Below are 17,112 nucleotides of genomic sequence, written 5' to 3'. Positions count from 1 at the left end.
TAAATCAACTATTTTTTCCTGTAAGTAAATAATAAGAAAAATGATAAAAATTGTATAACTCTAACCGCTTAACAAAACCTAATAAAAATTTAGTTTTCGTTTTAATAAGATGTAACTTTAATATAAAACGCTGACCTTCATAAGCATCCATGAGGTGCCGACAACATTTATCATGCTTTATTCTCAACTCTATTAACCTATTGATATTTATGCTTTTATTCTTATTAGTCCAAGAACCCACAGCATTCATACGATAACAACAGCTTTTAATAGGTAAATATAGAGCTCCTCCCTCCATTGCGGCAATGACTTGAATATAATAATCTCCAACGGGGGCATTTTTAAACCATTCTGGCATATTTTTCAGAATTTTACTCTTTATAAATAAGCTTGCTGTTGGCATAAAAAAACCGCCGCCTAAGATAACTGCTGAAGCATTAATCATCTTTTCTCGAAGCCCATTATCCGAAATAATTTCAGTTGTGTAATTACTTTTTAGCCCCAAACCTTTTGTGAAACAAATATTGACCTCAGGTTTTTTTTACCATTGAGTCGTACTGTTTTTGCAGCTTGATGCTTTCTATCCAAAAGTCATCCCCTTCACAAAATGCAATATACCCCCCTTTAGCATGAGCAGCACTTAACAAAGAGATTTTCTTTCCTTTCGAGTATTGGTTTTCTGTTTGAATAATAGGTTTAAAAATTTTAGGGTAGCGTTTTGCATATTCTCTAACAATATCACTAGTGCCATCCGTAGATGCATCATCATGCACTATAACTTCAAAAACGAAGTCAGTTTTCTGAATTAAAAAACCTCGAAAAGCATCTTCAATATACTTAGCTTGATTAAATGTAAGACAAATCACACTTACTACTGGCTTTTTTATATCACCTTGCCAATTTACTATGACCTCTTCTTCCGTTGGTAATTCCTTTTTCCTAAAGTCACTAATATTAAAACTCTTATCCTGCACCTAATTGCACTCCATAAACACTGCTAACTTTATAAAAACGAATAACCTAAATCTATAATATGGTAGTTATATACAAAATAGTGTTTCATTACTTTATACAAAAAAGAATTATAGCACTTAGATAATAGTACTTGCTTTTAGTTTTTGTAAGCCTTTTATAAAAAATTTACTTTTTCTAATTGTAATAAATTATTACGCACAATCAGTAGATTTAACACCTATTCACTGCTATTTTTTAATACCTAAATCAAGCTAAAACTAACAACTTAATTTAATTAGTATTTCACTAATTTAGTCTTACTTAGAAATACTATTTAGTATTTCATCAAAATCTTCACGAATAACCGACATTAAATTCAGATCCTTTAATTCTCCACTTTTAAAAGCCGCTTTTCTTAACTTTCCTTCGGCTTTAAAACCACACTTCTCATGTACTCGTATAGATCCTTTATTATCAAGCAATTGCCTTGACTCAATTCTTTCAAGCCCTAAATCATAAAATGCATGGTGCAATATAAGTAATATGGATTCTCTTCCGAAGCCAACTCCCCAATAAGATTTATCACCAATCAATAGAGCTAGTGATCCTGACTTATTAAAATAATCTATATTACTTAAGTAAATATTTCCTATGTAAGTCCCTGTTTCCTTTTTCACAAATGGCCAGCTTCAAGTTATTAGGTGAAGTACTTGCTTTTGCTACCCATTGCTTTTCAGCTTCTTCTGACACAAAGTAACGTCGGCCAACTACCATCCCCCATATTTCAGGATCTTGTCGCCAAGCTAGAGATGTTTTGTAATCATCAAGTTCGATTGCTCTTAAAAATACTTTTAAGTTATTTAACATATAAACCTCTGGGAGATATAGTTTCAAGGCACTAAAAATAAAACACCAAATCATTTTAATATAGAGAAAATAACCTTTAAAATTCTATCCATATCTTCCAAGCTATATCGCTGATCAATTGGTAAAGGTACTAAATACCTTATAAGGTTATCTTCCATGCTATTTTCATCAACACGTTTAATAGCGTCTTGCCAATAACTAGCAATATAAATTTTACTATTGATTAATTCGTTTTTTAAATTTTCTTTTATTAATAATGGATAAACCATTGGCACAGCTGATTGTTCCGTTTGAATATCAATTAAATTAATGCTACTTAATGCGTTTGCTAAATAAGTGAAGTTTTCTACTCGTCTTTTCTCTGCTTGTTGATAGTCAATAATACCCATTAGAGATTCGGTTAATTTTGACATTTTCTTAACAGGTTGGCTAACTAAGCTACTTTCCGATGTACGATATTGTTTATAGAAATCAGATGCATTTAACTCATACCTACCCAGAACATGAGTCATATTATTTGAAGAAAAATCATATTCTAATTCATTATTTATCTTTTTATTTGTATATAAATAACCGCCATCGGCCACGCCAAAAAATTTCCTCGCGCTATAGAAAGTATCTATATTTAAAGGCGGTTTATTAAAAAATGCCTGCGTATTATCAACAATTAATTTCTCAGCGTAAAGTTCAATAAGTTTTTTAACAAACTTATCCTTTAAACCAAAATAATTTATATAAAGAAAACGCTCCCCTCCCCTAATTTAGGTAGTGAAACAGGGTCAAATTGTTTATCTATGTAATAAAACTCATATGCTACATTTTCTATCGTTAAAGGCTCTATAAGGCTATCGCAGCAATAAGCAGGTAACCAAACTTTTGTAGGTTTACTCGCCTGTAATAGGTACTTAAAACAGTTTCTAGCTGAGTTAAGCTTTAAAGCGTTAGTATGATATTGCTCACCTTTAGGCAAGTCTAATTCAAAAAACCCACCAATTTCTTTCATATTATTACTCAACAATAACGCTCACTAAATTATTTATATTATCCATATAATTATCTCGAACTTCAATCGAAGGGAACTCTAATAACAAAATACCTATCGTGGTATGAGAGCCGCAATATTCTTCAACTTCATCACCTTGCTTTTTAAAGTTTTGCTCATAAAAAACAAATGGTTTTAAAGAAGGCGCAATGCTAACGCTGTTAAAAATCCCTTTAGTTTTTGAATGGACGATGTAATACGCCCCAACCCCATTTTTGACACTTGTATTAGTAGGCACTTGTTTACCTAGACTATTTTTTAGTACCGCATCAACATAATTGAAACCAGTTAATTTTTCTTGAATTATAGGAACAAAATTTCCACCATTTCTAGCGCCTACTTCAATAATGTAGACTTTGTTATCACTTGAGACTCTTGCTTCTATATTAATAGAACCATTTAAATAACCACTAATAACAGATAATGACTCTAATTGAACTTTTAAGTTTTCGAATAATTCTTTATTGATTTTTGATGGCCACCTGGTTGAAATTGGTACGAAGCTATTCGTGGCGGTATAAAAGTAGTGATCTCCCATGTAAGAAGCTACTAATTCACCATTTTGTAAAAACGCATCTCCATGTATTTGAGGACCATCTATAAATTCTTCGATGATACATTTTTTACTACGCGAAAAGCTTAAAGCATAGCGAATACAGTCTTCAGTATTTTGACGCGACCCGTCGCTTAAACGAACACCTTTACTGCCTGATGAATCTACCGGCTTAACAATATATTTCTTACTTTCATCTAACCCTTCAGGGATTGCCTCAGTTTCAGTAATATAGAAATCTGGAACATTTAATTTGGCTTTTTTTAAAAGCTCTCTAAATAAGTTTTTGTTAGTAAATGAATTTGCGGCAAATGCACTAGGACCTGGTAAACTTAATTTTTCAGCAACAAAAGCAACTGTAGGTATCGCGGGATCAGAAGAAAATGTTGTTATCGCATCAATTTTATTATCTTTTGCTACCTGTAATATCGCGAGTTGGTCTGTCGTACTCTCATTTATATATTGATCAGACAATTTATGTCCCGGATTTTCAGGCAAGTAATCACATGTAATAACAAATAAACCCGCTTTTTTCGCTGATTTAATTAATGGTATTTGAAAGTCTGAACCACCCAATATTAAAATCTTTTTCTTCATTTTCTCAATCCTTCAATAATTTTTCTTATATCTCTAGCTGACCTTACGACTGTCACATGCCGCTTTACAAAGAACCGTATTAATTTTTTAACGTGACAGGTTCAAAGTTACTATTATTTCACTCTGTATTTTTAAGGGCTTTGTCTAAAAATAGCATTTAAAATTTGAGTATATAAGTCTTTTTGTGAGGCGCGAATCACCATAATATATAACAAAGGCATTACAACCAAATTAATCAATAGATGTATATAAACATTCATATCATTTACAGAGTCGACATATACAGCTATAAAATGTGCTATTGAAGCACAAGTAAGAGCAGCAACCCAGATAGGAAACAATACGAAGAGTTGTTTACTTATTTTTAGTCGACTAAACTGTCCGGTGTAATATGAGTTAATGAGCAGCGCAATATAAGAATTAATTACAATGCCTATACAAATAGCTTTAATACCTAGCGGCACTGTTATACATAAAATAAAAACTATTAAAGCCTTCTTAATCACTTCAAGTTTTAAAAATATATCTGAACGGCCTTTTACATTTAATAAATTTAAATTAATAGCGTGAATCGGATATAACATTAAACCCAAAGTTAAAATTGTTAATAACTCTGCGGACGCTAACCACTCTTTACCTAAAGTTATTGTAATGAATGGTATGGCTGTTATACCTAAGCCAACCATTAATGGAAACACAACAACAGCAGCCATTCGTAAGGTTAACAAATATGCTTCTTCAAACTTCTCAACATCATTTTGTATGCTACTTAACATTGGGTAAGTGACGCGCTGAATAACAGTAGTTAGTGTCATTGCAGGTACACTCGCTAATTGATTTGCCTGGGTAAACAAACCTACTTGAGCAGCACTAAAGTGCTTACCTATAACGATTTGATAGATATTTTTAAATATTGTATCAAGTAAACCAGCTGCTAATAACTTAGAACCAAAGCCAAATAAATAATCGAATGAGTTTTTACTAAACCCTGTAGAAGGTAACCACTTAAGGTAAATGTTAAGCAATATAACATTACAAGCTGCATTTGTTATCGTTTGCCCAACTAAAGCCCAAACACCAAAGTCAATGTTAGCTAAATATATACCAACTCCACAGCTAACAAATACACTTATAAGCGAGGCTTTAGCTTGAGTTTTAAAATCCATACCTATAGTCAGTTTTGCACGCTGTACAATAGCAAAGCTATTAACAATTATCGTTAAAGCTAATACTCGTAATAAACTAATTAACTCAGGCTGCTCAAAAAACTTAGCTACATAAGGAGCTGCCACAAACAAAATAGCGTAACACAAAAAACCAACAACTATATTAAAGTAGAATGTTGTTGAAAAGTCTTCCTCTGTTCGTTCAGTGCGCCTTATTAAAGCTGATGAAAAACCACTATCAACAAAAGTCTGACTGATTGCAATAAATACAGCTAACATACCAACCAAGCCAAAGGCTTCTGGTCCTAATAGCCTTGCTAAATATAGCATGACTATTAGCTGTATTACTTGGGTAGCTAAGCGTTCAATCGCACTCCATTTTAAACCATTGGCTGTAGACTTCATTTATCTTTATGCTTTTTTATATTTAATAAAACTATTGAGTAACAAGCAAACATTTGACAGCAACTCCGTTTAGATAACAAAGGTTAAACAACAACTAAAAAACAATTATGATTAATTAAATAGTTCATTTAACCATTAATGCTTTTATTTCGCTGGTCACCTGTAAAACATCTTTATTTTTCATGTACGCATGTAAAGGTAAACAAACAACACCACCCGCAGTTTTCCGGCTAGTATCACTACTAAAGCTGTGTAGTTCGCTGTAAGCAATATCAAGTGAGGGTGTGAAATAACGACGACTTTGAATGTCTTTACTTGCTAAGGCATCTATTACGTTTTGCTGTAATGTTTCATCAGCAATATAAATAGGCATGTAAGCACCATTAACATTTGCTTTATCATGCCATTGTGGTATTTCAACAATATCTTTTAATTCATCACAATATAAATTAAATAGTGATGCTCTGTGTTCTATTACTTGCTCTATATTATCAAGTAAAGTTAAACCTACAGCGCATTGGTACTCATTAAGCTTTGCATTGATACCAGGCTCGCCTAAACTAGCATCAGCCTGAAGACCAAAGTTGATTAGCTGTTTTGCTTTTTCATAATCTGCTTTATGCTTGAAAACAATAGCGCCACCTTCAACCGTGTGGAATATTTTAGTTGCATGAAAACTTAATGTGCTAGCGTCGCCAAAATTGAGTACGGATTCATCACCAACCTTTATTCCAAACGCATGGGCTGCATCATATACTATTTTTTTATTGTGCTTATTAGCTATTTTTTTAAGTGACTCTATATCACAAGGGTTACCATAAACATGGGTAGCTACAACGCCATCATAATGATCGTCTTGTGTTAGGGCTTTATCTAATGCTTTTGGACACAGGTTATAACTCTTTGCATCAATGTCACTAAATGCGGTTTCAATACCTTGCCACAATAAAGAACTCGTTGTAGCGACAAAGCTGAACGGAGTAGTTATTGCAGAGTTGATGTTCAATGTTTTACAAGCTACCTGAATAGCTAATGTGCCATTCGATACAAGCAATAGGTTTTCAACACCTAGGTAATCTTCTAAGCGCTTAGTCAGTTGCTCATGTAATGGCCCAAAATTTGTGTACCAGCCACTGTCGTTGACTTGCGCTAAGTACGCTGTCAGCTTTATTAGGTCTGGAGTGAGAGGTTTATTGAGTAAGATCATAATTTAATTTTTAATTAATTCCATTAAATATTGGCCATAGCTATTTTTTAAAAACGGTTTTGCTAGCTCTTTAAGTTCTTCTTTATTAAGCCAATCATTGTTAAATGCAATTTCTTCAAGGCAAGCTATTTTATAGCCTTGGCGTTTTTCAATAGTTTCTACAAATTGTGCGGCTTCAAGCAGGCTTTCGTGTGTACCAGTATCAAGCCAAGCAAAGCCACGCCCCAAAATCTCTACGTTAAGTTTACTTTTCTGTAAATACATTTCATTAAGGCAGGTAATTTCTAACTCACCACGATGAGATGGCTCAACTTTTTTTGCCAGTTCAATAACTGAGTTGTCGTAAAAATAAAGCCCTGTTACTGCAAAGTGAGATTTGGGTTTAGTTGGTTTTTCTTCGATAGAAATCGCCTTTTTATTTTGGTCAAACTCTACAACACCAAAACGTTCAGGGTCTTTTACTTGGTAACCAAAAACAGTGGCACCTTGACCGTTTTTGGCATTTTCTACCGCATGCTTTAATTTAGGCGTAAAACCTTGCCCATAAAAAATGTTATCACCTAACACTAGGCATACGTCATCATTGCCAATAAAGTCTTCACCCAAAATAAATGCTTGGGCTAGTCCATCAGGGCTCGGTTGTACCGTATAACTAAGCTCAATACCAAACTGTGAACCATCACCTAATAAGCGTTTAAATGAGTCAAGGTCTTCAGGTGTAGTAATAATCAATATTTCACGAATACCGGCCAGCATTAAAACTGACAGCGGATAATAAACCATTGGTTTATCATAAATGGGTAATAATTGTTTAGACACACCCATAGTTATTGGGTAAAGGCGCGTACCAGAACCACCGGCTAATATAATTCCTTTGGTACTGCGTAATGATGAATTTGTAGTGCTTAATTTTGAATTATTCATATCCATACTTATTTGTTAGTCTGTGACGTTTTTACAATACTTGTTAGTAACTTAGCTAACTCGTTACTTTCCTTTTGTAAGGTTTCTACATATAGCTCTTTGCTATTTAAATAATCAGTTTCAATGAGTAAATTAATCCAATACTGCGTTTCACGAGCTTCTTTGCTGGCAATACTCATTTTGGCAACAAAATCAGCCTTACTCTGAGCTGCTTGTGCTTCATTTACATTTGCACCAATTGACGTCCCTGAACGAAGTAACTGCTTAGATAACACAAACTCTTTATGCTCATTCACCAAGTACTTATATAATTTCACAACACGAATTGAAAACTGAAAACTTTTATCTAATACTGCATTTTGTTTTGCCATACACGTTCCATGTTATGCAATTTTAAATTAATGTTTCAAAATTAACAGCTAATTCAACATTCACAACTTAAAATTACAAAGCCCCTAATCGCTCTCTTTGGTATGAACCATCTTGAACATTTTTACACCAAACTTGGTTATCTAAATACCATTGTACCGTTTTACGCAAACCCGTTTCAAAGGTTTCCTCTGGTGTCCAGCCGAGCTCTTTTTGCATTTTACTTGAGTCAATAGCATAGCGGCGATCATGACCAGGACGATCAGGAACATTAATTATTAATGATGAATAGTTAATGCTTAATTGATCATTTTTATCCTTCATTGGTGCTAGTTCATCGAGTATTTCACAAATGGTTTGCACCACTTCAATATTTTGTTTTTCATTATGACCACCAATATTATATGTTTCGCCCACTTTACCTTCAGTCACTACCTTGTATAAAGCACGTGCATGATCTTCAACATAGAGCCAATCACGAATTTGGTCACCTTTGCCATAAATAGGTAATTCTTTACCTTCAAGTGCATTAAGTATGACTAATGGAATCAGTTTTTCAGGGAAGTGGTAAGGCCCATAGTTATTTGAACAATTAGTTATGATTGTAGGGAAGCCATACGTACGTAACCAAGCACGTACTAAATGATCACTTGATGCTTTACTTGCCGAGTATGGGCTACTTGGCGCATAAGAGGTTTGCTCAGTGAAAAGAGGTAAATTTTTAATTTTTAATTCATCACTACTAAATTCACCATTCACCAGTAAACATTCATCATCATAAATATCACTTGGATGTGGTAAATCGCCATAGACTTCATCTGTTGATATATGATGAAACCTGAAAGCTTGTTTAGCTGGTGTATCTAGTGTATTCCAATATTCTCTAGCAGCCTCTAATAAGGTATAAGTACCAACAATATTTGTTTGAATAAACTCAGCAGGGCCAGTTATTGAACGATCCACGTGGCTTTCTGCTGCCAAGTGCATTATTGCATCTGGTGTATGCTGCTTAAACACACGGTCAAGCTCTGCGCGATCACAAATATCTACTTCTTCAAATGAATAACGGTCGCTACTTTCAATCGATTCCAAGGACTGTAAATTGCCAGCATAAGTTAACTTATCTAAATTAACAACTGAGTCTTGTGTATTTTCAATTATATGACGAACGACTGCAGAGCCAATAAATCCAGCTCCACCTGTAACGAGAATTTTCAAAATCAATCCTTTCTATATCAAATTTACTATCTGCTACTGTGTGGTATGAAGGTTCTAGGTTAATCAGTTTCAAGGTACGAGGTTAAAGTCTTTCGCGGCTAAAGCCTGCTCCTACGAATACCATTTTTACTTTTTAAGCGCGGGATAAACCCGAGCCTACAAACCACTTTACCACCGAGGGAACTGAGGATAAAAGCCACGAGCTGCGGGCTTAGTGCACACCGCTACATTAACTTTTTCCTCTGTGAACTCTGTACTCTCTGTGTGAAGCTTTACTTTTTCGCGGCTAAAGCCTGCTCCTACGAAGACCATTTTGCACAAAGAGAAGTGAATGAGTGCCAATGAGAAGACAAAAATATATTTCACTTCCCTAGCTCCTTACCTTGACCTCTTAAGCGCAGCGTCTCTTAACCTCTTTGTGAATATATTACCTAGCACTTTCGCGGCTAAAGCCTGCTCCTACGAAGACCATTTTGCACAAAGAGAAGTGAATGAGTGGGAATGAGAAGACAAAAATATATTTTACTTCTCTAGAACCTAGCTCCTTCTCCTGACCTCTTAAGCACAGCGTCTCTTAACCTCTTTGTGAGCAAATCACTTAGCACTTTCGCGGCTAAAGCCTGCTCCTACGTTTTAATAAATAGGAGCTAAATTTTAGGATCTAGGTCCTAGTCTCTTCCCTAACACCTAGTACCTTTCATTTATTTATCCGATTTATATTCGTAGTTGTAGTAACCATAATAACCGTAAGCGTTGCTGGCTTTTTTAACTACGCCATTAAATACCACACCTTTTACGTCGGTGCCATTTTGCTCAAAGCGGTTACGGGTTAGCTCTATTTCTTTAATATGATTTTGTCCAAAACGCGTCACTAATAGTGTAGTACCAGTATGAGCACTAACAATTGCCGGATCTGTTACTGCCAAAATAGGTGGCGTATCTATAATTACTAAATCGTACTCAGCACTTACCTCTTCCACTAATTTGCTAAAATTAGCGTGCATTAGTAGTTCAGACGGGTTTGGCGGTATTTGCCCACGAGTAATTACACTTAAACCATCAACTTGAGTTGGTTTGGTAACTTGTGCAAGGTTTAAACGCCCTGATAAGTAATCACTCAAGCCATCATCCCAATTTATGCCGAATTGAGTTTGCAGGTAGCCTTTACGCATATCGGCATCGATGATTAACACCTTTTTACCGCTTTGCGCGAGTACTGAGGCTAAGTTCACCGATATAAATGATTTACCTACACCCGGGCTTGGGCCTGATATTGCTATAAGGTTATTTTTAGCTTCCATCATCGCAAAATGTAAGCTGGTACGTAGGCTACGTAATGCCTCGATTGATAAATCTGCTGGGTTATCAAGCGCTAATATAGATTTAGGTTTATTTTTATTTTTACGGGCTTTGCTAAAACCTGTGAGTTTATCTTGATAATCTGAGTAGGGTACGCTGGCGTATACAGGTAGGCCTATAGCTTCAATCTCGTTAGGGTCTTCAACGCCTTTATGCATGGCTTTTTGTACTAGCACTATCGCAACAGCCAACATACCACCTAGCATGGTTGCCATAACAACAATCAGTGCTTTTTTAGGCTTAACTGGCTTTGAGGTATTTACCTCAGCGTAGTCAATAATACGTACATTACCTACCGTACCTGCTCGTACAATATCCAACTCTTGGGTTTTGGCAAGGAGTAGGGTATAAATTTGATTACTTACTTCTACGTCGCGCTTTAAGCGCAGCAGCTCTTGCTGAGTCTCTGGTAGGTTACCTACCTCACCAACTAGCTCATCTTTTTGTGCATTAACAGCGCGAATTTGTTCAACCAAGCCTTGGTAGGTTGGGTGGTCTTTTTAAATTTACGGCTTAGCTCGAGGCGTTTTAGCTCTAGCTCTTGTAATTTAGTTTCAAGTTTTACAACTTGCTCTAATACACCTTGTGTCTCAAGAGTAATATTGATTGATTGACGTTTTATTTGGTAGTCATTAAAGCGCTCTTCAGCGTACTCAAGTTGTTTTTTTATTTCAGGGAGTTGCACCTCTAAAAACTCAAGGGACTTTTGTGCTTCTGCACTATTACGCTCAACATTACGGCGTACATAAATAGCCGCTACTTTATCAAGCACTTTTTCAGCGTAATTGGGTTGTGCGCTCTGCAGGCTTAAGTTAATAATGCCAGAGTCTTTACCCTTTTCACTCGCGCCTATATCTTTTTGTAAATCTAAAATTGTATTGAGGCGATCTCTGCGGCTAATTATAAACTCAGTGCCAGCGCGGGCATTTAAGCTACGCACAGTTAGGTTTAATTTACCGTTTGTAAGCTCTTGCCCTACTTTACCTGCTAAAACCTGTTCACCTTCACCGTTTAATAACACAAGGCTATTATTCTCTTGTGCTTGTAGAGTAAAACCAGCACCAATCTCAGATTTTGGTACATCAAACCTAAATACATCAATGCTTTCACCGCCCCAAGCGTAGGAGGTCGTACCAAAGCTCGGTTCAGCCAAATCACCTTCACTCATTGGGGTAAATTTACGAAATGCACGGCCACCAATAAAGGGGAACCATTTGGGCTGAGCAATTATATCAAGCTTTAGGGTATCAACCGCTTCACCTATGATAGAGCGTGATTTTAGTAGTTCGATTTCGGTCACCGCGGCAGAGGTGCTTTCAAACATGCCTGCCATGTCATCAAACCCTGGTACTGAGCCACTGCTATCTTCAACTTGGATCATTGCTGTAGCTTGGTATATTGGGGTAGAGAGTACGGCGTATACTACACCAACAAACATAAACACAGCAGTTATTGCAATGATAAAATATTTACGATCGAGCAATGCGCCTAATAGCGCCATTAAGTCAATTTCTTGGATTGGGTTTTGTTCGTTTGTGCGATTTTGCTTATTTGTTGCTATTGCATTGGGCTGAGCATTCATGTACTAGCCTATCCTTATAAATACTTTTGCCAAGCGCTACAAGCGCTATCGATTAATTCATATACGTGTTCAAATGCTTCAAGGCTTTGCCTATAAGGGTCGGGAATTTCTATATCGCCTAACCATTTACCAAGTAAAAACGTTTTACCTCGGGCCTCTGGGTAGCGGCTGCATAAATCAGTTAAATGGCGTTGTTCCATCACTAAAATTACACTATTTTGTGCCACTAGACTTGAGTTGAGTTGGCGACCTTGGTGCGCATCCATATTTATGCCATACGGCGCGGCAATTTGTTTTGCCGTTGCATCGGCTGGCTTACCTTCAAGTGCGGTTAACCCGGCTGATGACACTTTAATCTGTTTACCTTCAAGCTTACTTTTCAGTACGTACTCTGCAGTCGGGCTGCGGCAAATATTACCCGCACACACCACTAAGATAGAATCAAACATCGCATTCCTTTAGTTAGTTGCTAAATCGTCGATAGAATCAACTGTCGCGATAGACGGTAGTAATAAGCTTATTACACGGTTCCAGCGGGCTAGCGGTGCTGATGTAACATATACAATATCGTGTGGTTGTAATTCAAACTGCTCAGCCAACACTAGTGCAGCTACGTTTTTAGCATGTAACTGGTAAACATCAGCTATTACACCATCACGTTGTAAATCACGTTTACGTAATACAAATACACCGTTTGCATCGGCTGTACTTTCGTTTAAGCCACCAGAATTTGTTAGTGCCTCGGCTAGGTTTAAACCGTAACGGTTAATACCAACAGAACCTGCACGTTTTACATCACCTAATACAAATACGTTTTGTAGGTCATTACGGCTAACGTGCACTATGTCGCCATGTTGTAATAAACGATTTTGTGAAATATCACCATGAGCATAAAAGTCATCAAGCTTAATGACTTCTGTTTTGTCGCCACGGGTAAAGGTCACCGTGCGCCAGTCAGCAGCATCGGTTAAACCACCGGCTTGGTTTAGTGCATCAATTAAAGTTAATGGGATTTCTGTTACTGGGTAAACACCAGGCTTTGATACTTCGCCAGTTACATAGGCTTTTTGGCTTCTGAACCCTACTACTTTTATGTCGATTTGTGGGTCTTCAATCACACGGCTTAGGCGTTTTACTAATTCAGTGTGAACCTCTTGTACGGTTTTACCTGCCGCTTGAATATTTGGTGCATACGCATAGGTAATAGTGCCGTCGGCTTGCACGCGAAAGCCGTCAAACTCAGCGGTACGCTGTACAGCAGCGGGTATTGTTAGCTCTGGGTGATCCCAAACGCCAATGGTAAGTACGTCGCCCACACCTAATTTGTATTGATAATCGCTGGTATCAATGCCATCAAGGCTCGAAGGTGGTTTAGCTTTTTTAGCGGTTTGTTTTTGTTGATAAATCAACGAGGAGTCAATTATTTGGATATTGACCTTTTCAAGGTCTTGCTCAAGGTTTTTTGTTTGTTCACCCGATTCGATTCCTTCGAAATGGCTACCGGGGATGATTGTACAACCTGTCATTGTGAGCAAGGTAAGTGATGCCACAAGTGTTTTACAGCTTAGCGCCATTGTATATTCCCAAATATTATAAAATTCTAAAACTTTCAGCTTAGTTATTGATATGTGCTGTTATATTTTCGCTGGCTAATTAAAGCATGGCTCTGTTTACTGTGCAAGGTTGGTTGTACAGTAAACAAGCAAGCGAGTAATTTTTTTTGTAAATTTAGTTAAAAGGTTCTAGGTTCTAGGTTCTAGGTTCTAGGTTAATTAGTTTCAAGGTACGAGGTTAAAGGTTAAAGGTTAAAGGTTAAAGGTTAAAGGTTAAAGGTTAAAGGTTAAAGGTTAAAGGTTAAAGGTTAAAGTTCACCTAAACAAAACCATTTTTGCACAAAGAGAAGTAAATGAGCGTAAATGAGAAGACAAAAATATATTTCACTTCCATAGCTCCTAGTCTCTTTCCTAGAACCTAGTTCCTTCGCTTGCACCTCATCAGCGCAGCGCCTCTTAACCTCTTTGTGAATAAATCACTTAAAAATTTTGCTTGTCTAGTCCTTCGGACACGCTTCACGTTCCAGTTCGTCGCAGAGCTCCTCTCGCTCCAGCTTGAAAGCAAAACTATTTGCTTGTCTAGTCCTTCGGACACGCTTCCGCCCCTAGGTTGCAGTTCCTACGTACTGATTAACTTTAAGTTTTAAGGTGCAAGGTCAAAGTCTTTCGCTAAAACCATTTTTGCACAAAGAGAAGTAAATGAGAGTAAATGAGAAGATAAAAATATATTTCACTTCCATAGCTCCTAATCTCTTTCCTAGAACCTAGTTCCTTCGCTTGCACCTCATCAGCGCAGCGCCTCTTAACCTCTTTGTGAATATATCACTTAACACTTTCGCGGCTAAAGCCTGCTCCTACGTAAATCACCTTTGCACAAAGAAAAGATAATGAGTGGAAATGAGAAGAAAAATAAATATGTTACTTCTCTAACGCCTTCCTGTGCATCTCTTAAGCGCAGCGTCTCTTAACCTCTTTGTGAATATATCACTTAACACTTTCGCGGCTAAAGCCTGCTCCTACGTAAATCACCTTTGCACAAAGAGAAGATAATGAGTGGAAATGAGAAGACAAATAAATATGTTACTTATCTAACGCCTTCCTGTGCATCTCTTAAGCGAAGCGTCTCTTAGCCTCTTTGTGAATATATCGCTTTAGCACTTTCGCGGCTAAAGCCTGCTCCTACGTAAATCACCTTTGCACAAAGAGAAGATAATGAGTGGAAATGAGAAGAAAAATAAATATTTTACTTCCCTAACTCCTTCCTGTGCATCTCTTAAGCGCAGCGTCTCTTAGCCTCTTTGTGAATATATCACTTTAGCACTTTCGCGGCTAAAGCCTGCTCCTACGTAAATCACCTTTGCACAAAGAGAAGATAATGAGTGGAAATGAGAAGACAAAATAAATATGTTACTTCTCTAACGCCTTCCTGTGCATCTCTTAAGCGCAGCGTCTCTTAGCCTCTTTGTGAATATATCACTTTCGCGGCTAAAGCCTGCTCCTACGTTTAAAGCATAGGCGCTAGTCACTTCCCTAGGGCCTAGAACCTTTCTCTTCCTAGTACCTTTAACCTTTTACCCTACTTTTCTTATATCTTTATTATCTACTGTTACTTCTATTTTTTGGTTTAGTAGATTAATTAGTAATATGCTGCGCATGTCGCCGTCTGGCTCTTTAAATATTGCTTGTACGTCTTTGAATGAACCGTTATTCAGGTACACTAAATCACCCGCATTTGGCAGGTCGTTGGTATTTAAATTTGGTTCAAAGTTTTGTAATTCGCTGATCAACTGCTCAGGTACTATTTGATATGACGCACCATACGACACAAAACCACTGATGCCACGGGTATTTTTTACCGCAGAAAAGTTACAGTTTTGTGAATTCAAACGAACGAATAAATAGTTTGGGAATAACGCAGACTCTTTAACAGTACGACGACCTTTAACGAGTTTTTCTGTTTTTAGAAGAGGAAAAAAAAGCCTCAATCCCTTGGTTTTGTAAATTAATTTTCGCTCGTGCTTCCTGACGAGGTTTACAAAATAATAAGTACCAACTATCCATATCAATCCCTAAAATACTGACTTTACGTCTGATGATTATTTTTAATTTTGCCACAGACGGCGGGATTATACGTGTTTAATCAGTACTGTGTCTATAAAAGCTTACTAAAAAGCTATGTTTTTATAAGCTAGTACAAACTTGGGTTTTGAATAACGGTACTGTCTAAATTGATATTGCTAGTAGATAGTCCTGTTAATTTATAATGAAAATGCCATACCGACACTCAGTAACACTAAGGAAAGTAAAAGAATCTAGTACTTATTCAATGTCAAAGTCAAACTTAGGAAGGTTAAGCATCCTTCTAATAAAGTTCATAAAATTACAGTAATTCACCAATATAATTAGGTAAATTATAAACAAAAACAGAAAACCATAAAACATATAATACTCTGGCAGCTGTAGTATTTCGCCCATAATTCCTATACCAGCGAATAGCGATGCTATGAAACATATGAATACTAATGTTTGCTTAGATGACAAGCCTAGGGTTTGACATACATGATGTAAATGTTCACGATCAGGCTTAAATGGCGAGCTGCCCTGCTTTATACGTCGGAACATAATAGCAACCATATCCATTAATGGAACAGCTATTAACCAAAGTGCCGTTACAGGTCTAATTGCTGCAGCTTGGTCAGGCTGGCTCGAAGTGATAAGTAGCCAAATTACAGTAAAGCCTATCATCATACTACCGGCGTCCCCCATAAATACTTTACGTTTATGCCCAATCAAACCCAAGTTCATAATGATATACGGCAACATTGTAATGACGATTAATATACATAAGTACGCTAAATTAAGCTCACCCGATGAACCAAGTAATATGGCTAAACTACTAAATGTAACAACTGATAGCCCACCTAACAGCCCGTCTATTCCATCAACCATATTAAACGCATTAATTGAGCCCGTAACAGCAAATACCGTAACAATTACAGCAAAACTATCTAAGGTTATATTCCCAAAGCCAAAGATATTTCCTAAAACGCCAAGCTCTGAGCCTGCATAATAAACCATAGCTATAGATACTAAGGTTTGAACTAGCATCCTTAATTTAACGCTAAGATCAAATTTATCATCCAACGCACCTACAAATGTCAAGATACTAATACTTGTTATAAATAGGGTGGAATTTTCTAGCAAGTCAGGGTTGTTATAGATGTATTGGACAATCGTAATACAAATAGCTACCCCCCCACTAATGGGACATTTCCGCTATGTTTTTTTCTATCATTTGGCTTATCTACCAAACCAA

17 protein-coding genes and 1 pseudogene are annotated in these 17,112 nt (G+C 36.7%); all 18 read right to left on the bottom strand.

All coding sequences use genetic code 11. The features are described from left to right. Positions 1-4 precede the first annotated feature (4 nt). Positions 5-445 carry a hypothetical protein gene (locus tag ACU8V8_RS00975; RefSeq protein WP_446888530.1) on the bottom strand — a complete coding sequence of 147 codons (441 nt, stop codon included), beginning with the start codon at positions 443-445 and terminating at the stop codon, positions 5-7. 85 nt (positions 446-530) lie between these two features. Next, positions 531-974 carry a glycosyltransferase family 2 protein gene (locus ACU8V8_RS00970; RefSeq protein WP_446888529.1) on the bottom strand — a complete coding sequence of 148 codons (444 nt, stop codon included), beginning with the start codon at positions 972-974 and terminating at the stop codon, positions 531-533. A 297-nt stretch (positions 975-1,271) separates the two neighbouring features. Next, positions 1,272-1,631 (bottom strand): GNAT family N-acetyltransferase, encoded by a 360-nt coding sequence (locus tag ACU8V8_RS00965; RefSeq protein WP_446888528.1) that lies wholly within the window; start codon positions 1,629-1,631, stop codon positions 1,272-1,274. After that, positions 1,585-1,821, bottom strand: coding sequence for a hypothetical protein (locus ACU8V8_RS00960; RefSeq protein ID WP_446888527.1), 237 nt, complete (start codon positions 1,819-1,821; stop codon positions 1,585-1,587). Before ACU8V8_RS00960 ends, ACU8V8_RS00965 begins: the two co-directional genes overlap by 47 nt. A 50-nt stretch (positions 1,822-1,871) precedes the next feature. Then, a complete protein-coding gene (locus tag ACU8V8_RS00955; protein WP_446888526.1) occupies positions 1,872-2,408 on the bottom strand; it encodes a hypothetical protein in 537 nt (178 codons plus the stop codon). Between the two features lie 143 nt (positions 2,409-2,551). Then, positions 2,552-2,824, bottom strand: a complete 273-nt coding sequence (locus tag ACU8V8_RS00950) for a hypothetical protein (RefSeq protein ID WP_446888525.1) — start codon at positions 2,822-2,824, stop codon at positions 2,552-2,554. A gap of 4 nt (positions 2,825-2,828) precedes the next feature. Then, entirely contained in the window at positions 2,829-4,013 is a 1,185-nt protein-coding gene (locus tag ACU8V8_RS00945; protein ID WP_446888524.1) for an ATP-grasp domain-containing protein, read from the bottom strand. 131 nt (positions 4,014-4,144) lie between these two features. Beyond that, positions 4,145-5,584 (bottom strand): lipopolysaccharide biosynthesis protein, encoded by a 1,440-nt coding sequence (locus tag ACU8V8_RS00940; protein ID WP_446888523.1) that lies wholly within the window; start codon positions 5,582-5,584, stop codon positions 4,145-4,147. Positions 5,585-5,708: 124 nt separating this feature from the next. After that, positions 5,709-6,791 carry a DegT/DnrJ/EryC1/StrS family aminotransferase gene (locus ACU8V8_RS00935; protein WP_446888522.1) on the bottom strand — a complete coding sequence of 361 codons (1,083 nt, stop codon included), beginning with the start codon at positions 6,789-6,791 and terminating at the stop codon, positions 5,709-5,711. A gap of 3 nt (positions 6,792-6,794) precedes the next feature. Continuing rightward, positions 6,795-7,715 (bottom strand): glucose-1-phosphate thymidylyltransferase RfbA, encoded by a 921-nt coding sequence (gene rfbA, locus ACU8V8_RS00930; protein ID WP_446888521.1) that lies wholly within the window; start codon positions 7,713-7,715, stop codon positions 6,795-6,797. A gap of 8 nt (positions 7,716-7,723) precedes the next feature. After that, positions 7,724-8,086, bottom strand: a complete 363-nt coding sequence (locus tag ACU8V8_RS00925; protein WP_192532739.1) for a four helix bundle protein — start codon at positions 8,084-8,086, stop codon at positions 7,724-7,726. 73 nt (positions 8,087-8,159) lie between these two features. Next, positions 8,160-9,302 (bottom strand): dTDP-glucose 4,6-dehydratase, encoded by a 1,143-nt coding sequence (locus tag ACU8V8_RS00920; RefSeq protein WP_446888520.1) that lies wholly within the window; start codon positions 9,300-9,302, stop codon positions 8,160-8,162. Between the two features lie 701 nt (positions 9,303-10,003). Further along, positions 10,004-12,243 (bottom strand): annotated as a pseudogene (locus tag ACU8V8_RS00915) (polysaccharide biosynthesis tyrosine autokinase). A 14-nt stretch (positions 12,244-12,257) separates the two neighbouring features. After that, on the bottom strand, positions 12,258-12,692 hold the full coding sequence (locus ACU8V8_RS00910) for a low molecular weight protein-tyrosine-phosphatase (RefSeq protein ID WP_446888519.1): 435 nt from the start codon (positions 12,690-12,692) through the stop codon (positions 12,258-12,260). Positions 12,693-12,701: 9 nt separating this feature from the next. Then, positions 12,702-13,817: a polysaccharide export protein gene (locus ACU8V8_RS00905; protein WP_446888518.1), complete on the bottom strand. Its 1,116-nt coding sequence runs from the start codon at positions 13,815-13,817 to the stop codon at positions 12,702-12,704. Positions 13,818-15,367: 1,550 nt separating this feature from the next. Beyond that, positions 15,368-15,781 carry a transcription/translation regulatory transformer protein RfaH gene (gene rfaH, locus ACU8V8_RS00900; RefSeq protein WP_446888517.1) on the bottom strand — a complete coding sequence of 138 codons (414 nt, stop codon included), beginning with the start codon at positions 15,779-15,781 and terminating at the stop codon, positions 15,368-15,370. After that, positions 15,738-15,857 carry a transcription termination/antitermination NusG family protein gene (locus ACU8V8_RS00895; RefSeq protein WP_446888516.1) on the bottom strand — a complete coding sequence of 40 codons (120 nt, stop codon included), beginning with the start codon at positions 15,855-15,857 and terminating at the stop codon, positions 15,738-15,740. The genes rfaH and ACU8V8_RS00895 overlap by 44 nt, the downstream gene beginning before the upstream one ends. 258 nt (positions 15,858-16,115) lie before the next feature. Beyond that, positions 16,116-17,018, bottom strand: a complete 903-nt coding sequence (gene wecA, locus ACU8V8_RS00890) for a UDP-N-acetylglucosamine--undecaprenyl-phosphate N-acetylglucosaminephosphotransferase (RefSeq protein WP_446889560.1) — start codon at positions 17,016-17,018, stop codon at positions 16,116-16,118. Positions 17,019-17,112: the final 94 nt, after the last annotated feature.

The sequence above is a fragment of the Pseudoalteromonas sp. SaAl2 genome (assembly GCF_052947895.1).
This window is presented reverse-complemented; position numbering and strand designations above follow the sequence as displayed.

What these genes read in the sequence shown, in the direction of transcription:
- ACU8V8_RS00975 (WP_446888530.1), bottom strand. Translation starts at nt 445, where the DNA reads ATGATTAATGCTTCAGCAGTTATCTTAGGCGGCGGTTTTTTTATGCCA.
- ACU8V8_RS00960 (WP_446888527.1), bottom strand. Translation starts at nt 1,821, where the DNA reads ATGTTAAATAACTTAAAAGTATTTTTAAGAGCAATCGAACTTGATGAT.
- ACU8V8_RS00950 (WP_446888525.1), bottom strand. Translation starts at nt 2,824, where the DNA reads ATGAAAGAAATTGGTGGGTTTTTTGAATTAGACTTGCCTAAAGGTGAG.
- ACU8V8_RS00945 (WP_446888524.1), bottom strand. Translation starts at nt 4,013, where the DNA reads ATGAAGAAAAAGATTTTAATATTGGGTGGTTCAGACTTTCAAATACCA.
- ACU8V8_RS00940 (WP_446888523.1), bottom strand. Translation starts at nt 5,584, where the DNA reads ATGAAGTCTACAGCCAATGGTTTAAAATGGAGTGCGATTGAACGCTTA.
- ACU8V8_RS00935 (WP_446888522.1), bottom strand. Translation starts at nt 6,791, where the DNA reads ATGATCTTACTCAATAAACCTCTCACTCCAGACCTAATAAAGCTGACA.
- rfbA (WP_446888521.1), bottom strand. Translation starts at nt 7,715, where the DNA reads ATGAATAATTCAAAATTAAGCACTACAAATTCATCATTACGCAGTACC.
- ACU8V8_RS00925 (WP_192532739.1), bottom strand. Translation starts at nt 8,086, where the DNA reads ATGGCAAAACAAAATGCAGTATTAGATAAAAGTTTTCAGTTTTCAATT.
- ACU8V8_RS00910 (WP_446888519.1), bottom strand. Translation starts at nt 12,692, where the DNA reads ATGTTTGATTCTATCTTAGTGGTGTGTGCGGGTAATATTTGCCGCAGC.
- ACU8V8_RS00905 (WP_446888518.1), bottom strand. Translation starts at nt 13,817, where the DNA reads ATGGCGCTAAGCTGTAAAACACTTGTGGCATCACTTACCTTGCTCACA.
- ACU8V8_RS00895 (WP_446888516.1), bottom strand. Translation starts at nt 15,857, where the DNA reads ATGGATAGTTGGTACTTATTATTTTGTAAACCTCGTCAGGAAGCACGA.